This is a genomic window from Halorubrum sp. DM2, assembly GCF_901686465.1.
In the GTDB taxonomy this organism is placed as follows: Archaea; Halobacteriota; Halobacteria; order Halobacteriales; family Haloferacaceae; genus Halorubrum.
Window position 1 is genome coordinate 1 of sequence record NZ_LR594487.1, and the last position, 14,197, is coordinate 14,197.

Consider the following 14,197-nt stretch of genomic DNA (forward strand, 5'->3'; position numbering starts at 1 on the left):
GGGCCGCAAGCTCGATACGTAGCACCACAACCGACCGCAAATAACTATCAGACTTCAATATCGGGTTTAAATACTTGGGAAATAGTCAATCAGTATGGATTGTGTTCAGACAATCTTCTTGTCATCGGTTGTTTGCTAGGCACATTCGCAGCAAGCAGACTTTTTAACTAAGCTGCTTTGTGAAATAATGAGGTTATGGGCCTGTATATCGGTACACCCCACGTGCGACTCGTTCAACCAGATCCTTCTCAACAAGACTATTCAGAGCATTATAGATCGTCGATTCAGCATAATCCTCTACTCTAAAATCATTTTTAAAATCCTGTAGCACCACCCGTTCTTCATGGGTCTCCTCAATTGCTCTGAGAACGTCTAATTCACTGGTTGAGAATCCTTTGGCGGACGAATATCGCTCGTGTTCATATAGGATTTTATATAAGTCTTCCAGATTAATTTTTATCCAACCAATATGATCGCCGTCGGGGTTGGGCTGGGTCTCCTCAATCGGTTTTAGATTCTCACCTTGACCGGTGTGGTCGTTAAGTTGCCTCATAGTTCCATGTATCAATTGATTCCATTGCTTGGTCGTAAGCTTACAATCATCTGAGACAGTTACCAGGGTCCAATCGTCTCCTTCAAACTCATCAGCCTCTTCTGGATAGTCAAATGGTGGTGATCTGAACTCCGGCATATCTGTAATTAGTTTTGTGATTATTATAATCTTCACCTTAAGTTTTGTAGCTGTCAATAGAAAGTAAAACTTGAAATTGCGGTTATCAAATCTCAGCTTTGGGGTACAAAAGTTATAGACGCTCTTGTATCGTATTTGTTCCCGCCCAACGATGTTGATGGTCCTAGTCCCCATTTGCCTATTTATATTCTTTTGTCTACTTCTTGTATTAATTACAGCTTTGGTGCTAGCTGAAAAGGCTGAGAGACTTGATGTTCAGATAGAAACTGTTCTTGGCCGCATCTCTGTTCTTGTTAATTATAGTCGTACAGATGAGGCCGATTAATTCTGAGGACTCCAAACAACATTGAGTTCTCCCGCAACTGAGATTTTCTCAATTAAAACCGTCGAGAAGGTACTGGTAATAGACATCCACAAAAAGGAGTTTACTATTATATACTCAACCGGGCAAAACGGAAAGTGTGGCTCACGTCGCGTTATACGCCGGCGTCTCGACCGACCGCCAAGGTCACCAGCGACAGATCCGCGAGCTCGAGGAGTTTGTCGCCGAGTAGTATCCTGACGCAAACGTCGAGCGGTTCGCCGACATCATTTCGGGGACTGACGATGAGGACAGCACTGAGTATCGCCGGCTTCGCGAAGCGATCGCTAATGGGGAGGTCGATATCGTTGTTGTTCATGAATTGTCTTGATTCACTCGGCTCGGTGGTGGCGAGATACATAACTTCCTACAGCACGCTCTTGGACACGAGACGAGCGTCCAGGACCTTGAGGTCGACCTTGATCTTGACGTCGACGAGCGGATTCGAGTCTTAACCAATATCTATCCAGTGAGTGGGTTCTATGTTGGTTAACACACTCTGCCGCTCCCCAGACACCCAGTTGAAGACTCGACGAGGTCGGTTCTACAGTCCGAGCACGCCCGCGATTGCGCCCCCGGCGTCGATCGCGACGGCTGCAGCAGCAATGCCGACGCCCAAGAACGCGTAGTTCGCGATCGGATTCGCTGCCTTCGCGACGCCGAGGGAACAAAAATACTTGACACGGGGTCAAACGGGCGAATCTTCATCGACGTAGGGGCGTCGGCTACGAGGCGTCCGAGAACCGTGGTACCCACGACGCCACTAACGACAACGAGAGTAACCATCTCGGTAACCCTCCCGACAAGCTGAGAAGCGCGCCACCAGCCGCTCTAACAACACCCAAGAGGAGCGCGAATCAGATGATGTGCGTCAGCCCGCAGTGTGAGATGAACGGCACCCGTGATCTCAGTCGGGGATTAGTGCTCCGGCGACGGAGACGCCGCCGCTGGGCTCAATCTGGAGCCGTAGTCGCGCAGCTTGATTTCGGAACCCGGACTGAGATTGATGTCTGTTCGATTTGGCGTTCTGGGTCTTACTGGATACAGTGAAACAGCGAAATCTATCGGGTGATTGGTGGGTAGGTCAGTACAAAATATAATACTATATCGGTTATTTTTTGGACCGTGTGGGAAACTCGAAACCGTTCCGCCAGACCATTGAAAACCACAAAATCGACATACCAGCTCCCTTCTTTTACGCAATCTGGCTCTGCCCGATGTGATGACAAAAAACGCCAACACGGAGTTACGGCTTTTCGGCAACGAGCGCAATCGCGTTCATATGTTGTTCGTGTTCTGTGAAGACTCTCCGCAGCTCCCGAACGCGCTCTCGAGCCGTTGGATGAGTGAGTACGTTGAATCCAAATTTGAGTGTACCGAGCACTCCCTCGTCGGCGAGCACTCGTCGCGGCTCCAGTAGGTGCATCGGTGCCGTCGATTGCCACGTCACCGAAAACCCAGCCGACTCCAGAAGCCCAACCCATTCAGCCACCGTTTGTGGGTGCGCGTTCACATTCGTCGCACCGGCGACATCCCGCTGAATCGTTGTCTTTGTCTCCTCATCGAGATCATCTGGCGTGAGACCAAGTTCGTGGATTCCGTATCGGCCGCCGGAACGTAGCAGGCGAAACGCCTCGTTGACGATCGACGCCTTCCCGTCGTCAGGATGCATCGTCAGCATCGCTTCACCGTACACGACATCCGCGGCCTCATCGGATAGCTCCGCGTTTGCCGCGTTGCCAACGATGAACTCTCGCCCCGGACCGCCGAATTTCGATTTGAGGTCAGCAACCGCTTCACGACTCAGGTCGATACCCGTGTAGGATTGCGGCTCGCAGTCGAAAACGCGCTCGGCGGTGAATCCGACGCCGGGCGCAAACTCGACGACATCGTCCTCGGAGTCAATTTCGAGGGCATCGAGCAACGAGAGCGTCAGCTCCTTTCCGCCAGGTCGGAGCACTCGCTTGCCGAGGTTTGCGAGGAGCCAGTGGGCGGGCTGATTGGCGATATCGGCGTCGTCCATCTTCTCAGTCAGCATCCGGCGAGAGAATGAGTAATGCGCGACTATCGGTCTCGGCTTTCGGGGCGATCGACTGATTGCCATCGAACTGTGCGATCGCTCCCGCATGGAGCGTTTCGGTCTCGTCACCAACGCGGAGCCTGATCTCGCCTTCGAGGACGTAGAAGACGATCGACCGGTCGGGATGTTCGTGTTCAGAAACTCCCTCACCAGCCGGGAGTTCCAAGAGATTTGTGTGCGGTTCCACGTTATCGAAGATTCGTTCGAGCGGCGATGCGTCCAGAGCAGATACGTTTGCGGTCTTCATTGGTCGTGTTCAGGTTCGAAGTCGTTCGTTCGCAGTCCCTCTCGGACCGGTCGATGCTCAGCATCGGTCGGCGGCGGCGCAGTCACTAGCAGCGCTTCGAGTCGTTCTTCCTTGTTTGCGCGAATGCCGCGGTCGGCATCGGCAGGAACGACAACGACATCTCCGGAAGCGACACGACGATCCGTCTCGCCGTCCCGGATGGTTCCCGACCCTCGTTGAATCGAGACGACGAGGTCACTCCCCGGCGCATGTACCGGGATAAACTGGTCCGGTTCGAAGTATCCGAGGACGATCTTCAGTCGCTCGGACCGGAAGATCTCCCGAGTGGAGAACCGTTCAGGGTTGTACTCGCGTTCGGTGTCGAAATTTGTCGCCGGCATTATTTTCCTCCGAACGTGTCACAGCCGAGCGACCACAGGGCAAGTCCAGCGATAAGCGCCGGGATGTGAGCAACGACGAGTAACGGGAGAACGGCGCGCCCAAGTGCGAGAACCTCCCCGAGATGTCGGACGCCGGCTCCGAACAGTGGGAGCGACGCGAGTGCGAGCACAGCAACGACAAGGCGAACTGCGGGTGGTTTGGTGTCGATTTTGTGCCACAGGTGGTGGACGTGATTTCGTATCATTTTAGGCTGGCCTAATCCAGTTTGAAATCTCTGAGGAAGGATCCTAAATTGACTCCCGAACATGTTCACTATTTGTTCTACTACGTTAATATCACTCAGACTTGTGTCGGAATGAACGGGAGAGTTTTCACCGCAACAGAGGCAATTGAGTTTTCCGACGAACACGCCGAGAGCACGCAAATCGTCGAAACGTCCGATTCGGCGGTCTTTGTCTGGAGAGTGAAACCCGGTCAGGAGCTCTCGGGCCATATCCACTCCGACGGCCAAGACACGTGGGTGATGATCCAAGGAACACTCACCTACTATCTTGGAGACGGGCAAACCAAGCAAATCACAGCCGGTCAGGTGGATGTCGATCCAGAGGAAATCGTCCACGGAGGCGTTAACGAAGGGACTGACAACGTGATCTTCGTCTCGATCCATTCAGGTCCGGACATCGGGTATGAAGAAGCTTCCCGGTAGTCTCGATATCTCGTGTGATCGATGGCGGCGCACGGTTCGAAATCACCGGGATCGAGCCTGCTCAATAGATCCTCTACATCTTACACGCGACTTCTAACAACAATTAGGTAGTTGGATAAGTGGCTATAAGATACAGGGCGCAAATTTAGTAGGAATTGATACACTTTACACCGATTCAACTCAGTTAATAAAGCCCTCCTATCACCGCGGGTACCAAGCCATCGGGTGGTCCGCGGTGAGTTCCACCGAGACCGGCTGGTCGAGGTCGAACTCATCGACGTGGTTGTGGAGACAGTGGACCGCGCCGCCGGCGTCAAGCTCGATCCGATAGACGAATGAGGGGCCGACGTACTGCCGCGAGACGATGACGCCGTCCGCTAGGTCAGGGGTCACGGGCGTCGCACGAAGGTCGTCTGGCCGCACGAGGATGTCCACGGATGCGCGGTCGTACACCGTCTCGTACCCCTCCAGTGTGACCGCGTCGACTCGACCGATCGCGGTCTCGACCGACCCGTCACTGAGCTCCCCTTCGAGGAAGGCGGCTTGTCCGAGAAAAGAGGCGACAAACTTCGACTCAGGCCGCTCAAACACCGTCTTCGGACTGCCGACCTGTTCGATCTGGCCGTTGTTCATGACGGCGACGCGGTCGGAGATAGACAGCGCCTCCTCCTGATCGTGGGTGACGGAGACAGCGGTGACACCAGCCTCTTTCAGGATGCGACGAACCTCTTCGCGCATTTTGACGCGGAGGCGCACGTCGAGGTTCGAGAATGGCTCGTCCAAGAGGAGCACCTTGGGCTCGGGCGCAAGCGACCGCGCGAGCGCGATGCGCTGTTTCTGCCCGCCGGAGAGCTGGTCCGGCGTCTTCGCGCCATGGTCGCTCATCTCGACGAGCGCCAACAACTCGTCGACGCGTGCCTCGGTCTCGGTGGCGTCGGCGTCCGTCAGTCCGAACGCGATGTTCTCGCGGACGGTGAGGTGGGGAAACAGCGCGAAGTTCTGGAAGACGATACCCACGTCGCGCCGCTCCGGCGGGACGAACAACCCGTCGCCTGCGACGACCTCGCCGCCAAGCGAGATCCGCCCTTGGGTCGGCTCGTCGAGCCCTGCGATGGTGCGGAGCGTGGTCGTTTTCCCGCAGCCGGACGGGCCGAGGAAAGTCAGGAGCTCCCCGGAATAGACGTCAAGCGAAACATCGTCAACAGCGGTTTCGGGGCCGAACGACTTCGTGACGCCGGACAGCGACAGGACGGGATCGGCCGTCGCATCAGTCGGTCGCTCGTCCGTTTCGGCTGCCCACGGAGGGGCCCCGCGGTTGCCGGCTGTCTCATTAGTCTTGTCGATCGCTCGTGCCATATCGGCTGGGTCCGTGGATATCATCGGTAGTCAGCGGGCGCCGGAGACTAGCGTCCGATACGTACTGTTATACTCTTTAGGTATGCCTAAAACTGTGTCGTTCGAGCCAGTCATAGAATAGTCCTCAACCAAAACATTTCGAGCAATTTTATCCGAATGGATTGTGAATTAAAGTGTCTCCCTCACTCAGGCGTGAAATAAAACAGTTAGAATCGCCCCGTAGAGAGTGTGAGATATATTCAATAAAAAGCACAGAACTGCTGAAACGCACCCTCGTAATGGGTGACTCCCATCAGACTAACAGGATTGTTGTCGCGAGCACACTCGTCACGATGGCGACCGGAAGCCCGACACGAATGAGGTGGACGACGGAGAGATCGACCCCACGTCGACTCGCCTGATCGAGGACGATTAGCGTTGCCGCGCTCGCAATCGGCGTCGCATTCCCCGCAAGCGTGCTGACCGCTGCCAGAAGATACCACCCAGTGAGATCGGATACGGCCGTCGACAACAACACGACGGCAGGCACGTTACTGACGAGGTTCGACAGGACGAACGTCACACCGGCTAAGCCCAATCCGCTGCCGACCTGCTGAAGCGTTTCGACGAGGACGGTATCACGGACACTCCCCACGAGTACGAACAGTCCAACAAACAACACGAGGATTCCCCAGTCCATCTCTGCGAGGATCTTCTGGCCGGGAAGTCGACGAAACAGTTGGAGCCACGCGAGGTGACAAATCCCCATCCCTGCGGCGATGATCCCGGCGGGTACCGTCGGAAGCGCAGCCATCAGTACGAACGTTCCGATCAGAAACGCGCCGCTTGAGATCGCCCACCGACGATCGAGATCGGGGACTGAAATAGTCGATTCAATTGGCGTGCCGTTATGCTGTACTGCGAGCATCGCCGTCGTAACGACGAGAGACACACCAGCGATCGGACCGAGTACACCCACGAACTCGAGCGTTGTGAGGCCGCTCTGGCTGAGGATGTACGCGTTCTGTGGGTTGCCGAGCGGCGTCGCGACGCTCCCGATGTTCGCCCCGAGGATGACCGCGACGAGCGGCCCGGTGGCGTCGACCTCGGCGTCTCGAACAGCCTGTATCAACACGGGCGTCATCAGAAGTACAATAGCGTCATTGAGCGCGAGTGCGCTCAAGATCGCAGCCAACCAGAGTGTCCCGATCACCAGTCGCCGAACCGTCCCCGTCCGTCGGACCAGTTGTGTGGCCGCCCACGGATAAAATCCACTTCTCGACAGCGCCTCGACGTGTGCGAGCATCCCGAACAGCAGCAGGATCGTTTCGCTGTCGATGCTGCGGAGTGCTTCTTCGGGAGAGATAGCTCCAAGTGCGACGACGACGACCGCCCCGGTCGCGGCTGTGATCGACCGAGTGAGCGGATAGACCCGGATCTGCCGGAAAAAGAGCAGCCCGAACGCCGCGAGAACAACGGAGATTACTATCGCGTCAGAAACCATTTTAATATATTTCTTCTGATAAATTATTTGCCGAGGCGGTCCCTATATCCACTGGTGTACGTTGAGCCAAACACAGACGCTGTTTTAGGTAATCCGAAAAATTATTTGTTAATTGAGAAGTTTGAAGTAGCCGGGGGACCTTGTTAGAGACGTAATGAACACACAGAAGACTGTTCGACAGGAGCCGGGGACCGTCAAAGAGAACGCGCTCCGACTTGACACGGGCAAAGCCGAACAGATCGTCGAGGCGTTGAACGCAGACCTCGCGAACGCGTACACCCTCTACCACCAGCTCCACAAACACCACTGGAATGTCGAAGGCGCGGAGTTCCTCGAGGTTCACGTGTTCCTTCAGGAGGTCTACGAGGATGTCGAGGACGCAGCCGACGAGCTCGCGGAGCGGCTCCAGGCGCTCGGGGGCGTCCCGCATGGGAGCATGACCACGCTCGCGGAACACGCGACTGTCGAGGTCGAAGACGAGAACGTCTACGACATCCGGACATCGTTGTCGAACGATCTTGAAGTGATGGGCGACATCATCGAGAGCTACCGTGAACACGTCGAACTGGCCGATAGCCTCGGCGACTACGCGACCGGTGAGATGCTTCGTGAACAGCTCGAAACGCTCGAAGAGCACACCCACCATATCGAGCACTACCTCGAAGACGATACGCTCGTGCTCGAATCGGCGACCCAGTAAGCTACTTGATTTCGGGGCCACTTTCGTCGGTCCGCCCCGGAAGTTCGAGCTCGATTTCGAGTTCCGGCTCGTCGACGCCCTCGTACTCCACTTCCAGTTCGACCGGCTCTCCGAACGCGAAGGGGAGTTCCCACTCGTCGCCGACGATCGTCAGTTTATCGTCGTCACGAAGCTGTTCGCCGAGCGCGATCAGGAACTCGCCCGCCTCACTCGCGTCCAGTCGATACTCCTCCTCGAAGTTCCGTCCCGACCGAATCGTCGATTGCTCGTCATCGACGTCGGACATCTACAGGGCCACCTCGACGGGCTCGTCGATCGCGATCCAGCCGTCGCTGTTCTCACATTCGATGAACACTGCCTTGCCGGGAGCGCTCTCACAGACGGCAAGCTCCGGCCTGTCTTCGGAGGGCAATTCGACGGGTCGCCCCATCTCATCTTGCGTACCGGCTGACATGGATGTCTTTAGGCTAACCTAAAACAAAACGGTTCCGATCCCGTACGGCCGTCAGCAAAGAGAACTTCGATTGGACAAACGCGTTCAAGACCGTGTAGCGTGGCACTTTTATATTTTTAGTCCAACCTAAAAATGTGACCGAAAAACTAACTCATCCTACCTGTGATCGTCGTGATCTCCTCACTACGACCGGTGTTCTCGGGAGTATAGCCGTGACGGGCTGTATGGGTACCGACGAGACGTCACCAGATGCGACAGTAGTCGACTCGATGGATGATTTAGAGACACTGCCAGCTGATGACTACCCGCTCGTTGGACGCTGGCTCGACACCGACGAGGTGGGAGGTGCGGACGATACGTTCAACGGAACGATCGTCGATGCTCGTGGCCTCGATAACCCCGAGATCACGGTCGGTGCGGAGGGGAACGGCGGCCCGGTCGCGTTCGATCCCTCTGCCGTGATTATCTCTCCGGAAACCGTCGTCAAATGGGTCTGGACTGCCCACGGCCATCACAACGTCGTGTCGGATCCCAACGCGCAATTGGGGGAATCGAACCGTGCGTTCTCCTCGGGGGAGATCGTCGAGCGAGAAAACAACCTACATACGGAGGTGTTCGACGAGGCGGGAACCGTTCTCTACCAGTGTGAACCGCATCTGGATTTAGGCATGAAAGGAGCGCTCGTCGTCGACTCACAGGCATAGACCACGTCCCCGATTCGACTGGACGATCGTGGTATCGGTGAAATTCATATCCTATTATGAACGGTTTTACCGAGTCGGCTATTCAGTACTCGGAGAGAGATCCCGCCTCCTCGTCAGGCACCTCATCGGCCGGAACGAGCGTCTCTGCGAGTCGCTCGGCGACCGTCGGGCTGACTAGTCCGGCCATTCGCATCGCCTCGCGTTCGTGCGTATCGAGGTCCAGAACCGAGCGGAAAAACCACGAGAGCGTCACGTAGGTCTCATGTAACGCTTCCGCCTGCTCACAGCCTGAGGACGTCAGTTTTGCCCCCTCGTACGGTTCGTATTCGACGAGCCCCTCTGTCTCAAGTCGCTGGAACATCTCGGTTGTCGCAGCCTGTGAGCGGTCGAGTGCCGTCGCGAGCTGTCCCGACGATATCGGTGGAGACGACTGCTGTTCGGCGATGAACAGAGCGAGGAGGTAGTCTGATTCTGCGGTCATTTGAATTCCCCATCGGCGGTCTCTCCGGTTGTCCGTTGTCCCGCTTCGCGAACCTCTTCGGAAGTATCGTCGTCGTCATTTTCGGGGGTTCCGAACAGTTGGAGGTATAGCCACACCCAGACCTGGGCACGGTGAGAGCGAGGTGTTTCACCCATAGATTATACCCTCTGGGTCAGATGATCGCGAACAGATCGCTGACAGTCCACCAACAGCCCGTTGAGACGCGTTACCGTCGACAGGACAGGATACGAGACCGGAAACTCTTGATAGAGAAACGTCATGAGTGAGCGATGTTTGAGTCCCGCGTTAGGCCCTCGGTTCGTTGTAGCCTGAATAGTCTTCTGTCGAACACGGAGGCGCTCATCACACCGTTCTCGGTGGGCCGATAGCTGTTCGTGGCGTCGCTGAAGCTCGGGGAACCCGAGTTTGAGGAGTGACGTCTGATTGTGCTTTTCTACCCACTCGGTAACGGTTTGACAGTCTTGGGCAGCCGCTTGGAGCGACTCAGTCTCGCGATCGAGCGCACTGCTCATCGCAGTGAGTTCTTGGAGTCGCTGTTGGGCCTTCGAACAGATCGCGCTCTGAACCTGTGGGGTTACGTCGGCATCCGTTTCGGATGCGAGGACGAACGCAAGAGAGTCACCGAGTTCTTCGCGAATCGTTTCGAGGACCGGTTCCTCGCCGTCAAGATCGGCGACGCTGTGGGGACGAACGGTTTCGGTGAATAGCTCACGGACGCGATCGGCGTCGGTGGTCACCGCCTCATGCCGTGATCCGCCTGCGACAGAGAGGGTCCCTCCATCGGCCGACAGGCCTGTCGAGGGCGTCGCTGCCGACTGTGGCGATAGCGACGCGACTCCCGATCGGAAGCGCTCGTAGGCTTTACGCTCCGCGTCGAAGTGTGTCTGCTCCCGCTCGACACGCGTCATCGCACTATCGATGTGGGTCTCGATCGACATCCTAGCGCACCTCCGGAGCGAAAACTGGACCGGACTGATCGAGCGTTTCCGAGTCCTCGACAGGTCGAAATGAGATCTGTATGTTATTCCCAGATGTATCCACTCGGGTCGGAACCCACGCGTCGTCGCACCGGTGGACGGTGAGCGCAATTGGGAGCAGCGGCAAGCGGCCGTCGGACGGCTGGAGCGCGTACCCGGAGACATCAACGATAAGTTCCGCGGCACACCCGTCTGCCTCGCTGTCGGTGACTTGGCTCCCCCGAGAATAAAGACCGGTATTCTGAAGCACGGACAGCGATTCGTCGACTGACTGTTCTCCAGAGGACCGCATCGGGGAGCCCGTTGCGTCTCTCGGCTCGTGTTCCAGTCGTTCTGCCGCCGCCGAGAGGAAGGCGACCTGTTCGGACGAATTGAGGTGGTCGGCGAGTTCGACCGCCATGCTCTCCAGAAGCCGGATACAGAGTCCGTTGGGGTCGGAGAGCTCTTCGGCGTGTGCGAAGTACGCGTCCATGATCGCGGATTCGACGGCGTCGTACCCGCGCTCGGAGAGGGTCTCGAAGACCGCCGCGGCGACGCGGTGACAGAACTCGACGAGTTCGCGGGCGACCGACAGCGAGCGTTTCACGACCGGCTCGGCGAGTGCTGCCGGATAGGTGGACTGCGAGTCACAGCGCCGTCGCTCGATGCGCGCACACCGAGTCTGGATATCCACGGCCTGACACGCGACAATGTCGTAGTACGGAACCTGCGGGTCGTACCGACGGAGCGCCTGTCGGTACTGCGTGGTCGCCTGCGCGGCCGCCCTCGCGGTGGCTCGCGTGTCGAACCGGAGGTCCGAAGCAGGGACGGGGCGGTCGCCGTACCGCGCACAGATGAGGTAGTACTCGCCGTCGTCGCTGGCCAGCGACTCGATGTGGTCGCGGATTTCGGCGAGTGTGGTTCCAATCACAGATGTCCTCCTTGAATTGGATTCATTCCACGGTGACTGATCCCACCATGCCGGCGGCCTCATGCGGGACACAAAAGTACTCGTGTGTCCCGGCCGTTTCGAAGGTGCGTACGTACGACTGTCCGGACTGGACAGCTCCCTCCCCGTTCTCCCAGCCGGTTCGTGCGGCTTCCTCCGATTCGAACCCGCCGGACGCCCAGTAGTCGGCGGCTTCCGGGATTTCGTCCGCGTAGCCGACCACGTTGTGTGGCTCACCGGCGTTGTGCGCCCATGCGACTGTGTCTCCCTGTGAAACCGTGAGTTGCTCCGGCTCGAACGCGACGGCGTTCATCTCGACCACGTGGTCGGCATCGTCGGGTACTCCCTCGACGATGTTGGGGCCGCCTTCCAATTCTGACTCCCCATCCTCTTCGTCGCTCATTTCGGATCCGTCCACGGGAGCCGCGTCCGACGCGCCTGCGACCGCGAACTGCGCGCGCAGCGCCGCCTGTGCGAACCCCTCGGCGGACGCGTCAACGTCCGAGCCCGAGTCGAGCGCGCCGATGTACTCCTCCAACATCCCCTCGAATCCCTCGTAGGCGTCCCGGTCGGCGTCCTCCAATGCCTCGTGGACGCGGGCCTCCTCGAAGTGAGCGAAGGTGTCCTGCATCACCGACGCCGCCTCCGACCCGAACGAACCGCCGGCCGACGCCACCACGGCGTAGATGGCCCCGACCGCCTCGCCGTTGAACTCCTGAGCCTGCTCGGCGACGCTCCCGCCCTCCCGAGCGGCGCTCTCTGTCGCGCTGAGTGCGGCCTCGAAAGATTCGTAGCGGTCGTGATCGGCCTCCTCGAGGGCCTCGTGGAAGCCGCCGGCCCCAGCCTCGAAGTGCCGGAATACCGCCTGGACGACCGAAGCCGCGCGGTCGGAGTCACCGACGTCGTCGAGGACCCCGGCATCGAAGACCCGGGCCGCGGCGTAGCCGCTCTCGACGGCACTCACGTGAGCGGTCGTCCCCGCGGTCGTCTCGAAGGATAACAACGTCTCCCGGATCCCGGCCACGTGGTCCTCGACGGCCGCGTCGTCGCCGTCCTCGAAGGCCTCGATCAGTCCTGTCAGGTGCTCGTCTTCGAAGAGCTCGTAGAGGGACTCGTCGGTCTCTTCAAGCGTTTCGTGGAAGTCGGCCTCGTTTGCCTCGAAGGTCCCGAAGACATTGCGAGCAGTCTCGGCTGCGAGCCCTGCCTCCCCGAGTCGGTACCGCTCCAGTGCGTCTTCGATCCGAGCCTTGACGTAGCCCGCCTCGAGGAGGGCGGGTTCGTCACCGCTGCCGAGCGCTTCGATCCCGTCGACCAACGCGCCGTTGATCGTCTCGACCGCCGCCGTGACACTCTCCGAGTCGTCGTTGTCGATAGCCGTCGAGAGCGCGCTCAGTCCGTCGTCCTCGAACCGGTGGTACGCGTCTTCGCTAGACTCCTCTAACGCCTCGTGCGCTCTGGCGCCCTCGAAGTGGGCAAAGGTGTTTTCGACGCGTTCCGAGGCGGCGTCGGCGTGCCCGCGCTCGTACAGCCAGGCGGCGTCGTGGACGCGCGCCCGGTAGACGGTCAGGGCAGCAGCGTGGGCGAACTCCGTCGAGGCACCACCCAACCCCGTGAGCGCGGCAGCGTCCCACCCCCGCCCCTGAAGGGTACTGATATGCGTAGCGCTGGCGACCGACTCCGGGAGGAGCGAGTAACTGCCCCGAGTAGCCGCCCCGACCACCTCGTTTGCGGCCGCAACAGCAGTCTCGCCATCCTCGCTGTCGGCCGCAGCGGCTCCTCGGTCGAGTGCGGTAACGAAGGCATCAGCGGCCTCCGCGTCGGCTCCAGCCAGCAGTTCGCGAAGCCCCTTCTCCTCGAACTTCGTACCGATATGCGAGAACTCCCCCGCCGCGTCCTCGAAGTCTCCGATCTGCGCGAGCAGTGCCGCGTCCGAGACGTGGGCACCCATCACGAGGACGTTCAGCGGCTTCACCGCCTCGGACCCGATGAGTGCGCCCTGTACACCCCGCAGATGTTCGTCGGCGGTACGCATCGCGTCGTGTGCGCCTTCGAGGTCTTCGGCCTCCAGTGCCCCGCGGAGGTCGCCCAACCCTTCCTCGAACCCCTCGTAGTGTTCCTCGCTAGTGTCCTCGAGCACCTCGTGGGCGTTGTGTTCACCCGAAGCGGTCTCGAACCGCTCGAAGATGCGGCTCGCAACCGACGCGCCGGCGGTGAACTCCTCGGCGTGTCCGAGGATAACGGGGTCGCGCAGGCGGATTCGCATCGCGTTCCACTCCGAGACGACCGCCGCGTCCGTCGGGTCGGGATCCGCTATCCCTGACTCGTCGGTGGACTGTTCGGTTGTAGTGTCGCCGTTCGAGGGTTGATCTGTCTCGTCTCCATCGCTCCCGAGGATCCCAGAACACCCTGCGAGACCGGCGAGGAGTGCTGTACCAGTTCCGCCGAGCAACGTACGCCGTGTCCGTCGCATATGTTTAGGTTAACCTAAAAGTATAAATCAGTTCTGGTTTTTTGGCTGGCCTAAAATAGGCCAATCACGGTGGCTGCCGCTGCTATCTTGGGTAATAGACGATACATTAGAATTAGGAGCGGAACGAGATTCTCTGATCGATAGATTCATTATCCAC

General features: G+C 58.4%; 16 protein-coding genes. 3 read left to right on the forward strand and 13 right to left on the reverse strand.

Features of this window, described 5'->3' with window-relative positions; genetic code table 11:
- Window positions 1-193 precede the first annotated feature (193 nt).
- The 5 genes from QOL69_RS00005 to QOL69_RS00025 all read right to left on the reverse strand — a co-directional run bounded on the left by QOL69_RS00005 (window position 194) and on the right by QOL69_RS00025 (window position 3,759).
- The gene (locus tag QOL69_RS00005; protein WP_283401546.1) at window positions 194-691 is read right to left on the reverse strand and encodes a hypothetical protein; all 498 of its coding nucleotides are present in this window, start codon (window positions 689-691) and stop codon (window positions 194-196) included.
- Between the two features lie 476 nt (window positions 692-1,167).
- Window positions 1,168-1,371 carry a hypothetical protein gene (locus QOL69_RS00010; protein WP_283401547.1) on the reverse strand — a complete coding sequence of 68 codons (204 nt, stop codon included), beginning with the start codon at window positions 1,369-1,371 and terminating at the stop codon, window positions 1,168-1,170.
- 927 nt (window positions 1,372-2,298) lie between these two features.
- Entirely contained in the window at window positions 2,299-3,075 is a 777-nt protein-coding gene (locus QOL69_RS00015) for a class I SAM-dependent methyltransferase (protein WP_283401548.1), read from the reverse strand.
- A gap of 4 nt (window positions 3,076-3,079) precedes the next feature.
- Window positions 3,080-3,379, reverse strand: a complete 300-nt coding sequence (locus tag QOL69_RS00020; RefSeq protein ID WP_283401549.1) for a cupin domain-containing protein — start codon at window positions 3,377-3,379, stop codon at window positions 3,080-3,082.
- Entirely contained in the window at window positions 3,376-3,759 is a 384-nt protein-coding gene (locus tag QOL69_RS00025; RefSeq protein WP_283401550.1) for a cupin domain-containing protein, read from the reverse strand. The genes QOL69_RS00020 and QOL69_RS00025 overlap by 4 nt, the downstream gene beginning before the upstream one ends.
- Window positions 3,760-4,115: 356 nt before the next feature.
- Between QOL69_RS00025 and QOL69_RS00030 the strand changes: the two genes are divergently transcribed.
- Window positions 4,116-4,466, forward strand: coding sequence for a cupin domain-containing protein (locus tag QOL69_RS00030; protein ID WP_283401551.1), 351 nt, complete (start codon window positions 4,116-4,118; stop codon window positions 4,464-4,466).
- A gap of 201 nt (window positions 4,467-4,667) precedes the next feature.
- Here QOL69_RS00030 and QOL69_RS00035 read toward each other — a convergent pair whose 3' ends face one another.
- Both QOL69_RS00035 and QOL69_RS00040 read right to left on the reverse strand, forming a co-directional pair.
- Window positions 4,668-5,846, reverse strand: a complete 1,179-nt coding sequence (locus QOL69_RS00035) for an ABC transporter ATP-binding protein (RefSeq protein WP_283401552.1) — start codon at window positions 5,844-5,846, stop codon at window positions 4,668-4,670.
- A gap of 268 nt (window positions 5,847-6,114) precedes the next feature.
- Window positions 6,115-7,305: an ArsB/NhaD family transporter gene (locus tag QOL69_RS00040; protein WP_283401553.1), complete on the reverse strand. Its 1,191-nt coding sequence runs from the start codon at window positions 7,303-7,305 to the stop codon at window positions 6,115-6,117.
- A gap of 154 nt (window positions 7,306-7,459) precedes the next feature.
- On the opposite strand from QOL69_RS00040, the gene dpsA reads away from it, so the two are divergent.
- Window positions 7,460-8,005, forward strand: a complete 546-nt coding sequence (dpsA, locus tag QOL69_RS00045; protein ID WP_283401554.1) for a DNA starvation/stationary phase protection protein DpsA — start codon at window positions 7,460-7,462, stop codon at window positions 8,003-8,005.
- Between the two features lies 1 nt (window position 8,006).
- On the opposite strand, the gene QOL69_RS00050 is transcribed toward dpsA, so the two are convergent.
- Both QOL69_RS00050 and QOL69_RS00055 read right to left on the reverse strand, forming a co-directional pair.
- The gene (locus tag QOL69_RS00050) at window positions 8,007-8,291 is read right to left on the reverse strand and encodes an amphi-Trp domain-containing protein (RefSeq protein ID WP_283401555.1); all 285 of its coding nucleotides are present in this window, start codon (window positions 8,289-8,291) and stop codon (window positions 8,007-8,009) included.
- On the reverse strand, window positions 8,292-8,459 hold the full coding sequence (locus QOL69_RS00055) for a hypothetical protein (protein WP_283404264.1): 168 nt from the start codon (window positions 8,457-8,459) through the stop codon (window positions 8,292-8,294).
- A gap of 134 nt (window positions 8,460-8,593) precedes the next feature.
- Between QOL69_RS00055 and QOL69_RS00060 the strand changes: the two genes are divergently transcribed.
- Window positions 8,594-9,163: a halocyanin domain-containing protein gene (locus QOL69_RS00060; RefSeq protein WP_283401556.1), complete on the forward strand. Its 570-nt coding sequence runs from the start codon at window positions 8,594-8,596 to the stop codon at window positions 9,161-9,163.
- Between the two features lie 82 nt (window positions 9,164-9,245).
- Here the strand turns inward: QOL69_RS00060 and QOL69_RS00065 are convergent, their stop codons facing one another.
- The 4 genes from QOL69_RS00065 to QOL69_RS00080 form a co-directional block, all read right to left on the reverse strand.
- Window positions 9,246-9,644, reverse strand: coding sequence for a metal-dependent transcriptional regulator (locus QOL69_RS00065; protein WP_283401557.1), 399 nt, complete (start codon window positions 9,642-9,644; stop codon window positions 9,246-9,248).
- Between the two features lie 158 nt (window positions 9,645-9,802).
- A complete protein-coding gene (locus QOL69_RS00070; RefSeq protein WP_283401558.1) occupies window positions 9,803-10,603 on the reverse strand; it encodes a DUF7260 family protein in 801 nt (266 codons plus the stop codon).
- A 1-nt stretch (window position 10,604) separates the two neighbouring features.
- Complete coding sequence (locus QOL69_RS00075) at window positions 10,605-11,615, reverse strand: DUF7551 domain-containing protein (RefSeq protein WP_283401559.1); 1,011 nt, start codon at window positions 11,613-11,615, stop codon at window positions 10,605-10,607.
- Window positions 11,575-14,040, reverse strand: coding sequence for a DUF5059 domain-containing protein (locus QOL69_RS00080; RefSeq protein WP_283401560.1), 2,466 nt, complete (start codon window positions 14,038-14,040; stop codon window positions 11,575-11,577). The genes QOL69_RS00075 and QOL69_RS00080 overlap by 41 nt, the downstream gene beginning before the upstream one ends.
- Window positions 14,041-14,197: the final 157 nt, after the last annotated feature.

Coding starts and splice junctions, on each gene's coding strand:
- QOL69_RS00005 (WP_283401546.1), bottom strand. CDS start 691: ATGCCGGAGTTCAGATCACCACCATTTGACTATCCAGAAGAGGCTGAT.
- QOL69_RS00010 (WP_283401547.1), bottom strand. CDS start 1,371: ATGAACAACAACGATATCGACCTCCCCATTAGCGATCGCTTCGCGAAG.
- QOL69_RS00015 (WP_283401548.1), bottom strand. CDS start 3,075: ATGGACGACGCCGATATCGCCAATCAGCCCGCCCACTGGCTCCTCGCA.
- QOL69_RS00020 (WP_283401549.1), bottom strand. CDS start 3,379: ATGAAGACCGCAAACGTATCTGCTCTGGACGCATCGCCGCTCGAACGA.
- QOL69_RS00025 (WP_283401550.1), bottom strand. CDS start 3,759: ATGCCGGCGACAAATTTCGACACCGAACGCGAGTACAACCCTGAACGG.
- QOL69_RS00030 (WP_283401551.1), top strand. CDS start 4,116: ATGAACGGGAGAGTTTTCACCGCAACAGAGGCAATTGAGTTTTCCGAC.
- QOL69_RS00035 (WP_283401552.1), bottom strand. CDS start 5,846: ATGATATCCACGGACCCAGCCGATATGGCACGAGCGATCGACAAGACT.
- QOL69_RS00040 (WP_283401553.1), bottom strand. CDS start 7,305: ATGGTTTCTGACGCGATAGTAATCTCCGTTGTTCTCGCGGCGTTCGGG.
- dpsA (WP_283401554.1), top strand. CDS start 7,460: ATGAACACACAGAAGACTGTTCGACAGGAGCCGGGGACCGTCAAAGAG.
- QOL69_RS00050 (WP_283401555.1), bottom strand. CDS start 8,291: ATGTCCGACGTCGATGACGAGCAATCGACGATTCGGTCGGGACGGAAC.
- QOL69_RS00055 (WP_283404264.1), bottom strand. CDS start 8,459: ATGTCAGCCGGTACGCAAGATGAGATGGGGCGACCCGTCGAATTGCCC.
- QOL69_RS00065 (WP_283401557.1), bottom strand. CDS start 9,644: ATGACCGCAGAATCAGACTACCTCCTCGCTCTGTTCATCGCCGAACAG.
- QOL69_RS00070 (WP_283401558.1), bottom strand. CDS start 10,603: ATGTCGATCGAGACCCACATCGATAGTGCGATGACGCGTGTCGAGCGG.
- QOL69_RS00075 (WP_283401559.1), bottom strand. CDS start 11,615: ATGAGGCCGCCGGCATGGTGGGATCAGTCACCGTGGAATGAATCCAAT.
- QOL69_RS00080 (WP_283401560.1), bottom strand. CDS start 14,040: ATGCGACGGACACGGCGTACGTTGCTCGGCGGAACTGGTACAGCACTC.